At 60.5% G+C, this 17006-nt stretch carries 13 protein-coding genes and 1 pseudogene; 2 read left to right on the top strand and 12 right to left on the bottom strand.

From position 1 onward, the window contains the following. Positions 1-25 precede the first annotated feature (25 nt). From AACY02_RS16785 to lexA, 9 genes are all read right to left on the bottom strand, one after another. Entirely contained in the window at positions 26-2137 is a 2112-nt protein-coding gene (locus AACY02_RS16785) for a hybrid sensor histidine kinase/response regulator (RefSeq protein WP_339432909.1), read from the bottom strand. 134 nt (positions 2138-2271) lie between these two features. Next, on the bottom strand, positions 2272-2961 hold the full coding sequence (locus AACY02_RS16780; RefSeq protein ID WP_221732756.1) for a GntR family transcriptional regulator: 690 nt from the start codon (positions 2959-2961) through the stop codon (positions 2272-2274). Between the two features lie 213 nt (positions 2962-3174). Then, on the bottom strand, positions 3175-3834 hold the full coding sequence (locus AACY02_RS16775; RefSeq protein ID WP_339432908.1) for a DUF799 domain-containing protein: 660 nt from the start codon (positions 3832-3834) through the stop codon (positions 3175-3177). Then, the gene (locus AACY02_RS16770) at positions 3831-4199 is read right to left on the bottom strand and encodes a DUF4810 domain-containing protein (RefSeq protein ID WP_339432907.1); all 369 of its coding nucleotides are present in this window, start codon (positions 4197-4199) and stop codon (positions 3831-3833) included. Before AACY02_RS16770 ends, AACY02_RS16775 begins: the two co-directional genes overlap by 4 nt. Before the next feature lie 29 nt (positions 4200-4228). After that, positions 4229-4915, bottom strand: coding sequence for a CsgG/HfaB family protein (locus tag AACY02_RS16765; RefSeq protein ID WP_221732772.1), 687 nt, complete (start codon positions 4913-4915; stop codon positions 4229-4231). 263 nt (positions 4916-5178) lie between these two features. Next, positions 5179-8277, bottom strand: a complete 3099-nt coding sequence (locus AACY02_RS16760; protein ID WP_339432906.1) for an error-prone DNA polymerase — start codon at positions 8275-8277, stop codon at positions 5179-5181. After that, the gene (locus AACY02_RS16755; RefSeq protein WP_339432905.1) at positions 8253-9668 is read right to left on the bottom strand and encodes a Y-family DNA polymerase; all 1416 of its coding nucleotides are present in this window, start codon (positions 9666-9668) and stop codon (positions 8253-8255) included. Before AACY02_RS16755 ends, AACY02_RS16760 begins: the two co-directional genes overlap by 25 nt. Positions 9669-9675: 7 nt before the next feature. Continuing rightward, entirely contained in the window at positions 9676-10293 is a 618-nt protein-coding gene (imuA, locus tag AACY02_RS16750; protein ID WP_221732761.1) for a translesion DNA synthesis-associated protein ImuA, read from the bottom strand. Further along, positions 10293-10910 carry a transcriptional repressor LexA gene (lexA, locus tag AACY02_RS16745; protein ID WP_339432904.1) on the bottom strand — a complete coding sequence of 206 codons (618 nt, stop codon included), beginning with the start codon at positions 10908-10910 and terminating at the stop codon, positions 10293-10295. Before lexA ends, imuA begins: the two co-directional genes overlap by 1 nt. Before the next feature lie 166 nt (positions 10911-11076). Here lexA and AACY02_RS16740 point away from each other — a divergent pair. Further along, positions 11077-12734 (top strand): annotated as a pseudogene (locus AACY02_RS16740) (phosphoethanolamine transferase). A 67-nt stretch (positions 12735-12801) separates the two neighbouring features. On the opposite strand, the gene AACY02_RS16735 reads toward AACY02_RS16740, so the two are convergent. From AACY02_RS16735 to AACY02_RS16725, 3 genes are all read right to left on the bottom strand, one after another. Further along, positions 12802-13770, bottom strand: a complete 969-nt coding sequence (locus AACY02_RS16735; protein ID WP_339432903.1) for a Gfo/Idh/MocA family protein — start codon at positions 13768-13770, stop codon at positions 12802-12804. A 24-nt stretch (positions 13771-13794) separates the two neighbouring features. After that, positions 13795-14682 (bottom strand): Dyp-type peroxidase, encoded by an 888-nt coding sequence (locus tag AACY02_RS16730; RefSeq protein ID WP_339432902.1) that lies wholly within the window; start codon positions 14680-14682, stop codon positions 13795-13797. Positions 14683-14763: 81 nt separating this feature from the next. After that, positions 14764-15816, bottom strand: a complete 1053-nt coding sequence (locus AACY02_RS16725; protein WP_339432901.1) for an AraC family transcriptional regulator — start codon at positions 15814-15816, stop codon at positions 14764-14766. A 211-nt stretch (positions 15817-16027) separates the two neighbouring features. Here AACY02_RS16725 and AACY02_RS16720 point away from each other — a divergent pair, with 211 nt between their 5' ends. Further along, positions 16028-16975 (top strand): SphA family protein, encoded by a 948-nt coding sequence (locus AACY02_RS16720; protein ID WP_339432900.1) that lies wholly within the window; start codon positions 16028-16030, stop codon positions 16973-16975. Positions 16976-17006: the final 31 nt, after the last annotated feature.

Below are 17006 nucleotides of genomic sequence, written 5' to 3'. Positions count from 1 at the left end.
TGCCTTGGTAATGGAATGTTCAAGCTCAGCCACTGAGCACGTCACGAATCATCTGCAACAATGCGTCCGGGCTGTAAGGCTTGCTGAGCAAATGCGTGTCGGGGCTCAATTGGTGATTGCGCGAAATGATGTCGCGGGTATGCCCCGAGGCGAACAACACCGCGACCGGTGGCGTCTGCACCTTGGACCAGGCAAACAGATCGGAGCTTTTGATCAGCCCCGGCATGACCACGTCAGTGAAAATCAAGTCCACGTCGCAGCCTTCGAGCAACATCTGCATCGCCACGTCGCCATTGCCGGCGGTCAGCACGCGATAACCTTCCTCGCGCAGCAACTCGACCGCCGAAGCGCGCACAGCCTCGTTATCCTCGACCACCAGAATCGTCTCGTGACCACCCCTCAGCTGACTTTCGATGTTCGGCGCTTCTTCGCGGATCGGTCGCAGGCTGCGCGCAAAGTACAACTGCACGCATGTCCCCTCACCTGGCGTACTGTCGATCTCGACATGCCCGCCACTCTGTTTGACGAAACCGAAAACCATGCTCAGGCCCAGCCCCGTGCCCTGACCGTCAGCCTTGGTGGTAAAAAACGGCTCGAACACTTGCTCCAGCATCTGTGGCGGGATGCCGGGCCCCATGTCGCTGACCGCGACCCGGACAAAGTCACCGGGGGTGATGCCCTTACCGACACAGAACTCGCCATCGAGAGCAACGTTGGACGCACTGAGCACAATGGTGCCCTCACCCTTCATCGCATCCCGTGCGTTGATGGCCAGATTGAGAATGGCGTTTTCCAATTGATTGCGGTCGACATTGATGTGCCACGGTGCTTGCGGCAGTTGCACATCAATCTGAATGGTTTCGCCCAGCGCCCGCTGGAGTAATTCACCGACACCTTCGAAAATCTGCTGCAGGTTGCACACCGCCGGTGACAACGGCTGACGCCGGGCAAACGCGAGCAATTGCGAAGACAATTTGGCCCCGCGCTCGACCGCCGCCAACGAAGCGCTGACCCGACGCTGCACGTTGGCGTTATTGGGCTCATGGCGAGCCAGCAAATGCAGATTGCCGGCGATCACCTGCAACAGGTTATTGAAGTCGTGAGCGACGCCGCCGGTCAGCCCGCCGATGGATTCCAGTTTCTGTGACTGGCGCAACTGCTCCTCGGCGGCCAGTCGCGCACCGACTTCATCGGCGACACGCTGCTCGAGGTTGCGGGTGAATTTGAGCAGGGATTCCTCGGCAATCTTGCGTTCATGAATATCGATCAACACGCCAGGGAAGCGAAACGGCTCACCCTGCTCGTTGAATTCGCAGGCTCCACTGGCCAGTACCCACATATAACTGCCGTCCGGACGCAAAACCCGGTATTCGGCGTTGTACGGCTCACCGGTCTGCAATACCTGATTGACCCGCTCCTGCACCCAGGCCAGGTCATCAGGGTGAATCCTGGCATCGGTGAGCGCCTGAGGCACATCGGTCAGATCCTGATCCGCCGGGTACGAGAACGTCCGAGCGAAACGCTCATCCGCCGATAACACATCATTGCGCACATCCCAGACAAACGAGCCGAGCAAGGCACCGGCATTGAGCGCCAGACGCACCCGCTCATTATCAGCGCGGTAAGCGTCTTCAGCGGCCTGGCGCAAACGCTCGGAACGCATGAACTCCGTGGTATCAACCACTATCGCCATGACCCCGGACGGCACCCCTTCATCGTTGGCGACAGGGCTGTAATACAAATCCAGGCAGACTTCTTCGGGAATGCCATCACGCAGCAGCACCATGTCCTTATTGCGAAACGACAAGGTGCCACCGGCCAGACAGGTATCGACGACATGGCGGTTGAACTCGGCGACTTCCGGCCAGCCCAGCTCCACCGGTGAGCCCAACAAAAATGGATGGCGGCCACCGGCAAACGTCGAATAGGCGTCGTTGTAGATCATGTAGCCAGCACGGCCCCAGAGCATGACCAACGGCAACGGCGACGCCAGCATCATTTGCACGGTGCTGCACAGGCTGGCGGGCCATGTCTCCAGCGGCCCCAGTTCGGTTTGACGCCAGTCGAACGCGCAAATGCGTCCGGCCATTTCGCCTTTCCAACCTTCACAACCGTGGCTATCGGATAGAAACTGCATCGCCTGACTCGGTGTCCTGTGGTGGTTGCCCGATCAATCACTACGCCCAAACGACGCGGCGTCCTTGTGTTTCGAGCATCGCAGGTCGTATTGGTTTCATAAGAGGTATAGCCGGTTTCATAGCCTGCTCAGGTTCAAACCCCGATCAGATGTTTCAGCGGGTGATAGCCCGTTTTCATCTTGGCGGCAACGTCGAGAATCGCTTTCTCGATACCGTTCAGGTGCACGCACGTCAACTCGATCGCGGCGCTCTGATCGCCGGCCTCGATGTACTCGATCAGGCGCAGGTGTTCGTTGTCGCGGCAGGCTTCGTGGCTGTCGTCGTCCAATGCGGCGATGTACAGGGAGGCACGGGAAATCAGCTTCTGAAACCAGTCGAGCAGTACCGGGTTATTCAGGCTGCGTGCAAGTTTGAGGTGGAACTCACCAAGCAGATGAATCAACCGCTCGTGGTCGCCGGCTTCATGGGCTTGATCTTCCAGCAACAAGTGATCGCGCAGCACCTGCATCGCCGCAGCGTCCTTGCGTCGACACAGCTCGGTGACAATACCAATCTCGATCAGACGGCGGGTTTCGAACAGCGAGCGAATTTCTTCGTTGCTGGGCAACGACACCGATGCCCCTTTGTTGGGTTCGGTGGTCACCAGGCCCTCGGCTTCCAATTGCTTGAGCGCGGCCCGCACTGAGGTGCGGCTGACATTAAATAATTGCGCGAGCGAGGCCTCGCCCAGTTTCATTCCCGGACGCAGTGAGCGCTTGCAGATCGCCTCGTAAACCCCTTGGTAGACGCGGTCGACCGTGGTTTCCAGTTTCTTTTCGGTCACTCCAAAGCTCCTTCATTGCTGGCAACGCTGCCGTGGCGCATGAACCGTGGCGCAGAATATCGCCTTCGGCCCCAAGATGCAGGCTCTTGATGGCAAGTCGTGACCGGGGTGGCTCGAGAAATGTCCGGGCAAAAAAAATCGCAGCCTGCGGCAGTGGCTTGGAAAAGTCATCCCAAGGCGTTGCCGCAAGCTGCGATCTTTTGACGTTCGCGGTTAATCCGTGCCGTATTTCGGCGAGCGTGGTCCGTACAGCAGGCCTGCCGGGTGCCCGGCTGACAACAGACGATTGCTCGCCACACCGGCAATCGGGTAACCAGCATCGGTCGAGCTGTTGATGATCTGCTTCACTGCCGCCGTGATCAGCATGCCGATCAGGCCACCGCCGCCGTTATTGTTGCCCTCTTCGCTCGACGCCCGAGCGGAGCCGGTCCACAGTGTGATGCCGGATTTCAAGTCGACCAGTTTCGCCGTCGCAGTGACTGCGGTTTCGCTGCTGATCACCATGTAACGCGTACCGTACTCGGTCACGGTGATGTACAGCGCCGCATCCGCACCAAAGATTTCCTTGAGCTTGTTGGGCGGTGCCTGATGGATATCGTCTGGCGTGGTCAGGCCGTTCTGACGGAACGTCTCATCAACCAGCGCGATCGGCAGTACGTAGTAACCGGCTTCCGCCAGCGGGAACGTCACTTGCGACAACAGGCTGTACGACGCCTTGACGTCCGGCGAGGTGTTCAGCGGCGGCAGCACCAGAATGCTCTTCGGGCGCGCTTGTTTGTACGCCGAATAATCCACGGTCTTGGGTTTTACACAGCCACCAAGCATGCTCAGCGCCAGCACGCCCACCAGCAGCTTCACCGCACGCGGGATCATTTCGCATCTCCGGTCTTGGCGTTTTTAAGCAGGAAATCCATGTACGTGCCGGACTCTGGGAACAGGGTCTTTTCGGTACGGAACTGCTGCACCATCTGATCGTCTTTGCCCATGCTCAGGTACAGCAGACCGAGGTGCGCGTGGTATCCCGGTGGCACGGCCTTACCCGTGGAACGGATCTTCTGCAAATCGGCTTCCAGTGCTTCTGCCTGGGCTTCTTTCGGTGTTTCGCTCTTGAAGTACTCGTAGACCTGGGGTTCGTAGCCTTCCCACTGGTACAGGGTTTGCGGGCTGCTGCAACCGGCCAGCAGAGCGCTGGCGGCCAGCGTCAGGGCCATCAGCGACCGCGACAAAGTCAAATTCATTGGATGTTGCTCCTTGCAGTGGGCGTCAATCAGTTGCCCGGTTTCCAGGCACCGGCGTTCATGCCATCAACCAGACGATTGATCGCCTCGCGCATGGCCAGATCCAGGACTTTGCCGTTGAGGGTGGAGTCATAAGCAGCGGTGCCGCCGAAACCGATGATTTCGCGGTTGGACAAGGCGTACTCGCCGGCGCCCTGGGTCGAATAGACCACTTCGGAGGTGCTGATGTTGACGATATTGAGGTTGACCTTGGCGTAAGCGATCTGGGTCTTGCCACGACCAAGAATGCCGAACAACTGGTGGTCGCCAATCTCTTTGCGACCGAATTCGGTGACGTCACCGGTGACCACATAATCGGCGCCTTTGAGACGCTGAGCCTGGCCCTTGATCGCGGCTTCCTGCTGGATTTCGCCCATGTTGTCGCGATCGAGCACGGAGAAACGGTTGGTCTGCTGCAAATGCGTGATCAGGATGGTCTTGGCCTGACCGCCGAGACGGTCGACACCGTCGGAGAAGATCCCGCGCATGTAGCTGGAGCGATTATCAAACTTGCCCACCGCCATCGGCACGCGAACGCCAGTCCAGACTTGAGTGGCGCTTTCTACCTTGGCCACCGGCAGCGCGCGGGAGCTTTCGGTGGCGCAACCGGCCAGCGTGCCGGCGATGGTGCCAAGCACGGCGATTGCAACGCCTGAGACCAGCATCCGGGAGATCATTCTCACTGAATATTCCTTCTTGAAAAACGGTATGTCCCGGCACGGTAACGTGATGGGGCGCGGAAAAGGGGCCGCATTATGACAAAGTGCCATCATTGATGACAGATTTTTTTGACGCCAATGGATTGGCCAATCCCCGCATACCAAAACAACTGTGGGAGCGTGCTTGCTCGCGTATATGGAGTACCCGATGAATACTCTCTGGCTGGCAGATTGCTTTCGCGTGCAAGCTCGCTCCCAAAGGGTTTGTGTTGATCAGGGGTTTAGTGGAAGTCGCGGCTCTGCACGCGGATGCCGTTGAGCAACGGGCTCAGGTCGCTCAGGCGGCCGGCGATCAGGTGGCGCACTTCGCCCTCGCGCTCCCAGCGGCCATCAACCTTGAGCAATTGCGAGCCGACCAGTACCTGGCGTTGACGCTCGGCCAGATCGCGCCAAACCACCACGTTGACGTTGCCGAACTCGTCTTCCAGGGTCACAAACGTCACGCCGCTGGCGGTGCCTGGTCGTTGGCGTCCGGTCACCAACCCGGCAACGCTGACCGGGCGCCCGTGTTCGATTTCGAGCAACTCCTGCGAACTGCGGCAACGCCGCGCCTTCAGCTCGCCTCGTAACAACGCCAGCGGATGCGGCCCCAATGTGGTGCCAACGGTCGTGTAATCGGCGTGCAGATCCTCGCCGACGCTGGGTTTGGGCAGCACCACGCCGGGCTCTTCCTGACTCGGTAGCCCGGCGAACAGCCCGAGTTGCTTCTGCACCCCGGCCACTTCCCAGCGCGCCCGATGCCGATGACCGGCCAAGCCGCGCAACGCCCCGGAATCGGCCAGCAAGGCTTGCGCTCGACTGTCGAGCCCGGCCCGTTCCCCCAGATCGGCAACATCGGCGAACGCCCCACGCACTCTTGCGGCTTCGATGCGCCGGGCATCGTCCTCGCGAAACCCCTTGATCATGCGCAGGCCCATGCGAATCGCCGGTTGTGCGCCAGTGATGGGTTCCAGGCTGCAATCCCAGTCACTGGCACGCACATCCACCGCACGGATCTGCAACTGATGCCGACGGGCGTCCTGGAGAATCTGGTCCGGGCTGTAGAAGCCCATCGGCCAACTGTTGATCAGCGCACAAGCGAACGCCGCCGGTTCGTGGCACTTGAGCCAGCAACTGGCATACGTCAACAAGGCGAAACTGGCAGCGTGGGACTCAGGAAAGCCGTAACTGCCGAAACCTTTGATCTGCTCGAAAATCTGCGCGGCGAATTCCGGCGTGTAACCGTTTTTCTTCATGCCGGCGGCGAGTCTTTCCTTGTGTGGCTCCAGCCCACCATGACGCTTCCACGCGGCCATGGAGCGGCGCAACTGATCGGCTTCACCGGGGCTGTAATCGGCGGCGACAATGGCGATCTGCATCACCTGCTCCTGAAACAGCGGTACGCCAAGGGTGCGTTTGAGCACCACTTCCAGTTCCGGCGACGGGTAGGTCTCCTCCTCTTCCTTGTTTCGGCGGCGCAGGTACGGATGCACCATTCCACCCTGAATCGGCCCCGGCCGGACGATAGCCACTTCAATCACCAGATCGTAGAACTTCGCCGGTTTCAGGCGTGGCAGCATCGACATCTGCGCCCGGGACTCGATCTGGAACACGCCGATGGTGTCGGCGCGGCTGATCATGTCGTAGGTGGGTTTGTCCTCGGGCGGAATCGTCGCCAGGCTCAGATCCAGATGGCGATGACGGCGCAGCAAATCGAAACAGCGGCGGATCGCACTGAGCATACCGAGGGCGAGGATATCGACCTTGAGCAGCCCGACCGCGTCGAGATCGTCCTTGTCCCACTGAATGATCGTACGGTCGGCCATCGCCGCGTTCTCCACCGGCACCAGACTGTCCAGGGGCTGTTCGGAAATCACGAAACCGCCGGGGTGCTGCGACAGATGCCGGGGGAAACCGATCAGTTGCCCGGTCAGGCTCAGCACCCGGCGCAACACCGGGCTGTCAGGGTCGAACCCGCCTTCGAGCAAACGCGCCAGCGGCGGCGTTTCATCGCTCCAGTGGCCGCAGCAATCGGCCAGTGCGTTTATCTGATCCGGCGGCAGGCCCAAGGCCTTGGCCACATCGCGCACCGCGCCGGCGGCGTGATAGGTGCTGACCACCGCCGTCAGTGCCGCACGATGTCGGCCGTAGCGGCGGAACACGTATTGCAGGACTTCTTCACGGCGTTCGTGCTCGAAGTCGACGTCGATGTCCGGCGGCTCGTTGCGCTCCCTGGACATGAAGCGTTCGAACAGCAGCGTGGTGCGATCCGGGTCGATTTCCGTAATGCCCAGGGCAAAGCACACCGCCGAATTGGCCGCCGAACCACGGCCCTGACAAAGAATTTTTTGCTCGCGGGCGAAGCGCACCACGTCGTGCACAGTGAGGAAGTAGCTTTCGTAGCCGAGTTCGGCGATCAGTTCCAGCTCATCGTCGATCTGCTTGAGCACTTTGGGCTGTGGCCCTTTCGGCCAGCGCCAGGCGATGCCCTCTTCGGTCAGGTGACGCAACCAGGTACTGGCGCTATACCCCTCAGGCACCAGTTCCTTGGGGTATTGATAACGCAACTGGCCCAGGTCGAAAGTGCAGCGTCGGGCCAGGCTCACCGAGGCCTGCAGCAAGGCCGGCGGGTAGACCTCGCGCAGCACCTCGACGCTGCGCAAATGCCGCTCGCCATTGGGGTGCAGGCGTAAACCGGCCTCAGCCACCGGAACGTGATGACGGATCGCGGTCATGGTGTCCTGCAAGGCGCGCCGGCCACGGGCGTGCATGTGTACATCGCCGCTGGCCACCGGCGTGATTCCCAGCTCAGCGGCCAGACTCGACAACGCCGCCAGCCGCCGCTGATCGTCCTGCCCGCGGTGCAACTGCACCGCCAGCCACAGCCGCTCGCCGAAGGTTTGCTTCAACCAGCGACCCTCTTCCCTGTCATCCACCGAGTCCGGCACCCACAACACCAGCAACCCGGGCAGCGCTTGGCTGAAATCCTCGCGCAGCACCTGGTACTGGCCTTTCTGCGTGCGCCGCCGGGCACGGGTGATCAAACCGCACAACGCCTGATAACCCTCGAGGTTCTCCACCAGCAGGACCAGTTTCGGGCCGTTGTCGATGCGCACTTCACTGCCGATGATCAGCGGCAGTTCAACGGATTTCGCCGCTTGCCAGGCACGCACAATTGCGGCCAGCGTGCATTCGTCGGTGATCGCCAGTGCCTGATAGCCGTGTTGTTTCGCCCGCTGGAACAGTTCCAGCGCACTGGACGCACCACGCTGGAAACTGAAGTTCGACAGGCAGTGCAATTCGGCATAACCATCGCTCATGCAAACCAGCCTTGCAGCCACAACGGCCCACCCTCGCCCACGGTTCGATAAGCCCAGCCTTGCTGACCGGCGCGGTTCTGGATCAGGTAATAGTCGCGGCGCACATCGTCACCGTCCCACCAGCCTGACTCGATACGCTCCGGGCCCATGAGAATCCGCGCCGAACCTTGCGGCACGCTCTGCGGTTCGCCCAGCAACCAGCCCGGACGATAGACACTGGGCAAACCTGCACAGCGTTGTTTGTCGACGCCGTTCTGCCAGGCGCATTCGGGCCGGTGATCGGCCTGAAAGCGCAGCCCTTGCACCGCATCATCGCCCAGTCGTGCGCGCAGACGTTCGCGCAATTGCTCCCAGGGCAAGGTCTGCTGTGGGCGGTCGTCGAACAGTTCCTGACATTGCGGCACAAAACTCGGCAGATCTTCGGCGCGCAAACGAAAACCGCGTACCGGCGCTTCGACCTGCACTTGTTCCAGTCGCCCACGGGCCAGTTCGAAGAGCATCGCCGGATCGCGCTCGGCGCTGAGCAAGCCGACTTTGATCACTGTGTCCGGCAACCCGGCGTGTTCAAGATGCAAATCGAACCGCTGCACGCCGCTGTCGCGTCCACAAAGGAATGCCGACAGGTCAGCGGTCAGACGTCGTAACGGGAACAGCAGCGCCTGATGGGATTGCACGTCGAAATTGAGTTCAATACGTACATCGAAACGGTCCGGTGGCAGGTAGAACGCCAGCGCGAGTGGACGTGCGCCGGACAAGGTGTCGAGGTGCTTGAGCATTTGCGCCTCGAAACGCCGGGCCAGCGCCTGACGCGGCAAGCTTTGCACCTGACTGAGGTTGCGCAGGCCCATACGCGACAACGCCGTGGCTACAGCCGGCTCCAAGCCAACGCGATCGACGGGCAATTGCCCAAGGTGATGCTGCAAGGCTTCGTCGTCCGGTACCACCAGGCCGTCATAAGCATTGGCCAACACCCGCGCCGCCACCGGGTTTGGCGCGGCGACGATACGGTGACGAAAACCCAGATCCGTCAGTTCCTTGCGCAATCGCGCCTCGAACTGCGCCCAGGACCCGAACAGGCCCAGGCTCGACTCGATCTCGAACACCACAGTACGCGGGTAATGCACGCTGACTTGCGCACTGAAACGGTAGGCCCATGCGGCCAGAAACTGCTGCCAGTGCTCGACGTCGGCAACATCATAATCCGCCGTGGCAAAGCCCTTGCTCAAGGCTTGCGCGGCGGTCATTGACTGACCGGGCCGCAGCCCGAGTTGGCGCGCCGCCGGGTTGACCGCTTGCAGCACCCGGCGCTGGGCCGGACCGCTGAGCAGCACCAATGGCTCGTCGGGATCGGGACGCTGACGCAGCACCGCGTCCAACGCCAATTGCGCAAACACAATACACACCCAGCGCATGACGGCCTCAGTGCCCCACGGCAAAAGCAATCGGTGCCGGGCGCGCCAGTCCGCCACGGCACTTGAGGATACGTAATTGCGCGGGTTTGGCGTCGATGGCAATCCGTAAGGCAGCGGGCGAAGGGTTGATCGCTTCGCTCAACGGCCGCCACGCAAATGCCAGGGTCTGGCCCGTTTCCGCCGCTACCTGCAAACGCCGCAACGCGCGGTCATCCGCCTTGTGCGGCCAGCACAGCACCGCACCACAACTGCCTGAGCGCAGGCATTGCTCCGCCGCCCACAAGGCATCGCGCTCACTGGCCTGAATGACCGACAACTGGCGAAGATCGACCCCGGCGTTTTCCCACGCCTGGGGGTACGGCACGAAGGGCGGTGCAACCAGCACGATGCGTTCACCTGCCGCCGATAACCGCGCCAATGTCGGCCAGACCAGTTGCAGTTCGCCGACACCGGGGCCGGCCAACAGGATTTCGCTCAACGCGGCTTCCGGCCAGCCACCGCTGGGCAGCGCCGCATCCAGTGCCGCATGCCCGGTGGGTTGCGGACTGGCGGCCGGTGGCGCAGGCCGGCCCTTCCAGACCTGGCCGCCATTGAACAGCGTATCCAGCGCAATGACGGCGCCCATCAGCCTTGCCTCACCAGACCGCAGAACACCCCTTCGATGGCCAGATCCTGATCATCGCCCACGACAATCGGCCGGTACGCCGGGTTGCGCGGCAACAACCGCACCCCATCGCCGACACGTTCGAAGCGTTTGATGGTGACTTCACCGTCGAGGCGCGCCACGACGATCTGGCCATTCAGCGCCTCGGGATGGCGTCGCACGCCGACCAGATCACCGTCGAGAATGCCGTCTTCGATCATTGAGTCGCCCTGCACCCGCAGCATGTAATCCGGTGTGCGAGAGAACAGCGCCGGGTCGAGCATCAAGCGGCTATGAATCTCGGCATCGGCGCCAATCGGCGCACCGGCGGCCACACGACCAAGCACCGGGATATCGAGCCACTCCGGGCGCGCCGGTTGCCCGAGCAAGCGAATGCCCCGGGCCTGATGCGGGTTGACCTCGATAAACCCGGCTTCGGTGAGCGCCAGCACATGCTTGCGCGCCACGCTACGGGAGGCAAAACCAAAAGCCTCGCTGATTTCAGCGAGGCTTGGGGGCTGACCGTGTTCGGCGATGCGTTCGCGGATAAAGGTCAGGATGGCGGTGCGGCGGGGAGTCAGATTGGTCATGGAGTACATTTGTACTCCTGTAGGATTTTCCTGACAAGCACCATCAGTCAGGTGGGTGTCGCGACAGAAAAATGTGAAACATGTGACAGGATGTTTACGATTTTTTTACTAATGTTCTTCTACAGTTACACACGTTACTGCGTGTGTTTTCTATTCATGTAGAGGAAGGTTTGACATGGCTTTGGGCAACGGACTGCGTTCACCGTCCATCACTTCTACGCGACTGGTGTTGCTGTTTCCCTGGCGCTGGTGGCGTTGTACAACCTGGCGACCTGGAAGGCGCTGGGCACACTGATCACCCTGCAAGGCGCGTACAAACTGGCATTTTTCGCCTCTTTCGGGCTGTTTTTATGGTCCGCAATCACTCTGCTGCTGACCCTGGTGTCGTTCCGCTGGACGCTGAAACCGGTGCTGACCGTGGTCGCCCTGCTCTCGGCTTGCGCCGCGTATTTCATGAACGAATACGGGATCACCATCGACACGGTGATGATCCAGAACGTGTTCGAAACCAACCCCGGTGAAGCCACCGCGCTGTTGAGCGGCAAGCTGATGGCCTATGTGCTAGTGCTCGGCGTACTGCCGGCGGCGCTGATCTGGCGTTGGCCGGTGAGCTATCGACCGTTCTTTCGCGGCCTGCTGAACAAGATTCTGGTGATCATCGCCTGCGTGCTGGTGATCGCGGCCTCGGTGGGCACGTTCTATTCGACCTACGCGCCGATCTTTCGCGAAGAAGACAAACTCACCCACTTCATCAACCCGACCAACTACATCTACGCGATCAGCAAATACACCAAGCAACGCCTGGGCATCAAAAAGCACTTCGTGGTGCAGGCTGTCGGCGAAGACGCAGTGATGAGCGCCAAGGCTGCCAGCCGCGAGAAGAAATCGCTGATGGTGTTCGTGGTCGGTGAAACCGCCCGCGCCGATCACTTTTCGTTGAACGGTTATGAGCGTGAGACCAATCCAGAGCTGAGCAAACTGGACATCCTCAACTTCACCCAGGTGCATTCCTGCGGCACGTCGACAGCGGTGTCGGTGCCGTGCATGTTCTCGATGTTCCCCCGCGAGGATTACAGCGACAAGAAAGGCAAAACCTACGAAGGCCTGCTGGACATCCTCCAGCGCGCCGGCGTGCAAGTGCTGTGGCTGGACAACAACAGCGACTGCAAAGGCACCTGCCTGCGCGTACCGCATCGCGATATTTCGAAGAACCAGCCGGGACCGTTCTGTGACGGCAACAACTGCCTCGACGAAGCCTTGCTGGCCGATCTGCAAAGCTACATCGACAGCCTCAAGGGCCACGCGATCATTGTTCTGCATGCCGATGGCAGCCATGGCCCGGAATACTACGAGCGCTATCCGAAGGACATGGAGCGTTTCAAACCAATCTGCCACACCAACCAATTGGGCAGTTGCAGCCGTGATGAGCTGGTGAACGTCTACGACAACACCATCCTCTACACCGACCATTTCCTGGCCAAGGTGATCGAGTTGCTCAAGCGCAATCAGGATGCACTGGATACATCGATGGTTTACGTCTCTGATCACGGGGAATCGTTGGGGGAAAACGGGTTGTATCTGCATGCAGCGCCTTATGCACTGGCACCCGAGGCACAGACCCATGTGCCGATGGTGATGTGGTTTGGCAACAACACCTTGGCCAGCGAAGGCATCGACCGGGGCTGCCTGCAAGGCAAGACCGGCCAGGCGGATCTGAGCCATGACAACCTGTTTCATTCGGTGCTGGGGTTGTTCGGGGTGAAGACCTCGCTGTATCAGCCGGGGCTGGATATTTTCCACGGCTGCCGCCCGTCCATGACCGCCGCACAATAACCCGCCCCCACAACCCCCTTGTGGGAGCGGGCTTGCTCCTACAGGGGATGGTGTGTCGCTTGAGAGGTCATTGACGCTTGAGGATCTGGTCCATGACCCAGTCGGTTTTCAGGGCCTGTTCGGCCATCGCCGGGTGTTGCGAATCACCGCGAATGTGGGCGTTCATGCCCAAGACGTGGTGCCATTGGATGTGTTCGTGATGGGGGATGTCCAGGCTGACGGTTTGATCGGTATGCAATTGAACGGGATGTTCATCAAACACCGAAAAGCTGATTCGCCCCTGGCTGCCGATGATCTCGACCCGATCCTCGCGCCGATCGGCAACAAAGCTCCAGCACCCCATGCCCAACGCTCCGCTGGCGAAGCGCCAACTGGCGCTGACCGCATCTTCCGCCGCGTACAACCCGGCCTGATGCGCGGTGAAACCAGCGACATCAATGATGTCGCCGAGCAAATACTGGAACAGGTCAATGCCATGGCTGGCCAGATCGGCGAAGTAACCGCCACCGGCGACCGCCGGATCCGTACGCCAGTTGTGACGCCCATCCAGGTCTGCGGAGGACGGCGCTTTGGTCAGTGTCCAGCTCAGGTGCCGCACCGCGCCGATACGCCCCTGCTCCAGCCATTGCCGCACTTGCGCAAAGCGCGGCAACGAACGCCGATAGTAGGAAACGAACAGGTGCAACCCGGCGTCGGCAAACGCCTGCTGCATCTCACGGCTTTGCCCGGCATTGAGCGACATGGGTTTTTCCACGCAGCCATGTTTACCGGCGGCAGCGACTTTCAGGCTGTAGGCGTGGTGACTGTCGGGAGGCGTGGCGATGTACACCGCGTCCACCTCGGGATCGTTGATCAGCGCATCGACATCGGTGTAGACCCGTTCGATGCCGTGGCGCGCGGCGTAATCGCTCACCGCCTCAAGACGTCGTCCCATCACCGCCACCAGCGCCGAACCGGGAGCCTTGTAAAAGGCCGGCCCGCTCTTGCGCTCGGCGACGCTGCCACAACCGATCATGCCCCAACGCACCACGTCCATTGTTGCCTCCCTGTGTCTTGACGATCAGCCGATACGCAAGGCACGCAGATCGAGGCGCCCGTCCTTGAGCGGCGGGCACCAGTAGTAGCCGCCGGTGATCGGCCGGCTGATGCGATACAGACCATCGGTGATGCCATCTTCCAGACCGCTCATGCGGCGCAGTTGCGCTTCGAAGGCATCCAGCGAAAAACCGAACGCGAGGAACATCAAACCGGCGCGATGACCCTCGATCCACGGCATCGAGCGACGCACGACAAACGCCTCAGGGGCGAAGCTTTCCTGCGCCGTGCGTTTGACGTGGGCGGAAATGGGTGCGTCGTCGATTTCTTCGTTGTCGCTCAAGCGACGGCCCATGATGTTGTCCTTGTCTTCGGCGGACAATGTGTGAAAACCCTTGAGGTCATGCTGCCACTGCTGGATCGCCGCGAAGCTGCCACCAACCAGACCTTCAGCGCCCTCTGCTAGCAACGCAGCGGCAATAGCCGCTTCATCGTGCGGGTTTTCAGTACCGTCTTCGTAGCCCGTCAGGTCATGACCTTCCTTGTGGCGGAAGGCTTCCTGGGCCTCTACCAGACACAAGGCCGGCGCCAGAGCGGCTTCAAAAGCATTGCAACGATTGAGCAGTTCACCACGGTCGACACCGTGCAGCCAGACCCACAGCGCGTGCTGGGTCGACGGGTTTTCCACGCCGACGCCGGTCATGGCCGGGAAACTGCGCAGGCCGTCGATTTCTACGTTGAGGGCCCTGGTCAGGGATTCACCGAAACCGACCACCACCGACTTGCCATCCACCAGATTCATCAGGTTGTCGATCGCCTGCGGCAGTGCTGCAACCGACTCAAGGGCGAAGAACAGATGACGTGCTTGCGCAGGAACAGGGGTGGCGAGAATGCCCGGCTGGTAGTAACTCATGTGAACTCCTTGGGAAAGTGCGCGGGAGTTTACCCCTGGCCAGAGGATTTGTGTGGGTTCAGATGCCGCAAAACCCTCACCCTAGTCTTGTCTCAGAGACGAAGGGCCGTTCTCAATACGCCACGCACTCGGGCTCATCCCTGTCCAGCGTTTGAACGCCCGGCGAAAGCTGCGCACATCGCTATAACCGGCCTCTTCGGTGATGCGCTCGATAGACATATCCGGATTGGCCAGCAGACTCAGGGTGCGCGCCTGCCGCACTTGCTCCTGTAAAGCTTCAAACGTCAGCGAATGCTCGGTCAAACGCCGGCGCAAGGTGCGGCTGCTCATGTTCAGGTCGCAAGCAATCTTCTCGATATGAGTGCCACAAGCAAGATCCCGAGCTATCGCCCGCTCCACGGCCTGAATCAGATCGAGCTTCTGATGCACCTGCGCGGCTTCAAGCTCCAGCAAGGCCACCGCCTGACGCAACGCCAGCGCATGATGATTGGGCAGCTTGACGTCCAGCCATTGCACATCGATCAGCATACGGTTGTGCAGGCAACCAAAGCGCACGTCCGGCCCAAGCAGGCGGTGGTACTCGCTCAGGTAGCCTGGCGCGGCATGGACAAATTGCACGGCGATCGGCTTGAAATCCGCCCCGGCCAACGCCCGACCGTACACCAGGAGGCTGGCGAAAAACTCCTCGACCGCAAACACCTGCACATCGGCGAACGGCAAGCGACATTCGGCATCGAGATGCACTCGGTCACCCACCACATCGACGCTGGACACCACAATCGCGCCGGAGGTGTGCTGATGGCGAATCCCTACGGAAAACGCATCACGCAAGGTTCTGCACAGCGATAGCACATGTCCGAGCAAACCGAGCGTGCCAAGCACGTTCTGCGCCCCGACCCACAGGCCGAGCCCCTGATTGGGCAGCACTTTGAGCGCACGCTGAATCATTGCCACAGCCTGGCGATAGGAAATCCGTTGCGCCGGATCCTGCAGGTCTTCGAGGGTAAAACCCAGACCACGGCACAGGCTCTCGGGCTCGACGCCGTTGATTTGCGCGACTTCAGCCAGGGTTTGCAGGAGGAACGGCGACACCAGCGCCAGTTCGAAGGTCGGGTCTTGGACTTTTACGTTCATGAGCGGCTGACATTCCGGATTACGCTTGATTGTTATTTTTGTTACCGGTTATGTCGAAGAAAGTTAGCACAGGGTTTATCGACTGTCCGCAGAAGCCCCCCTACGTGTCCGCCAATACCCTGCCCCGTCAGGCTCCAAGCGCTTATTTCTAGAGTGCCGGGCGTCCTGCGTGCCGGCGTTTCGCCCAAACACAATAATAATGAGGACGGATATGTACCCGAACCGCGCGACATCCCCCTTGCGCCTGGCCCTGACATTGCTGGGCTGCACCGCGACCCTGCCGGCGCTCGCCACCGAAGCCGGCGTCGACAACATCGGCCCGGGCACCGATGGCTTCTTCATGCTGCCGCTGGAGGTCGACAGCCTTGCGCAGAACATGGTCGCGTTCAACCTCTACTACAACCATTACAAGTCGACCCGACTCAACATCAGTTCACTGGGCGGCAAAGTGCAGAATGTCGAAATCGAATCCACCGCGGTGATTCCGCGTCTCGATTATTTAAGCCCGGTACGGGTGTTCGGCGGGCGCCTGGCCGGTTACATCGCCCAGCCGTGGTTGAAGCAGGAAGTCTCGGTGTTCGGCTTGAGCGACACCCGTGAAGGCATAGGCGATACCACCATCGCACCGATCATTCTGTGGGACATGGGCAAGCATCTGACCCTCGGCGCCGCCCTGGAAATCACTGTGCCCACCGGTGAATACAGCGTCGACCGGCTGGCCAACACCAGCAACAATTTCTACACCTACAAACCCATGTTCTCCTTCACCTGGCTGCCGACCGACAACACCGAAGTCTCGATGAAGACCAGCTACAGTTTCAACGAGAAGAACAAGGACACCGACTACAAATCCGGGCAGATCTTTCACTTCGATTATTCGGCCAGCTACAAGATTACCGACGACCTGATGCTCGGCATCAACGGCTACTACCTCAAGCAGACCACAGACGACAAACAGTTCGGCCGCACCGTGCAGTTCGCCGGGCAGGATGTGGATGACGGCGTGCGCGGCAAGGTGTTCGCAATCGGGCCGGCACTGCACTTCACCTTTCTCAAGTACGCCAGTGCGGAGATTCGCTGGGCCAAGGAATTTGACGTGGAGAACCGGCCGAAGGGGGAAATGTTGTGGGCGAAGGTGAGTATTCCGTACGCCTTCTGACCCTGCCAGATTGCGCTCAGATGCGAACAGT

It is taken from the genome of Pseudomonas sp. EA_65y_Pfl2_P78, assembly GCF_963970495.1.
Taxonomy (GTDB): Bacteria; Pseudomonadota; Gammaproteobacteria; order Pseudomonadales; family Pseudomonadaceae; genus Aquipseudomonas; species Aquipseudomonas baetica_A.
Note: the sequence above shows the minus strand (reverse complement) of the source record. Positions and strands in the feature narration are given on the sequence as shown.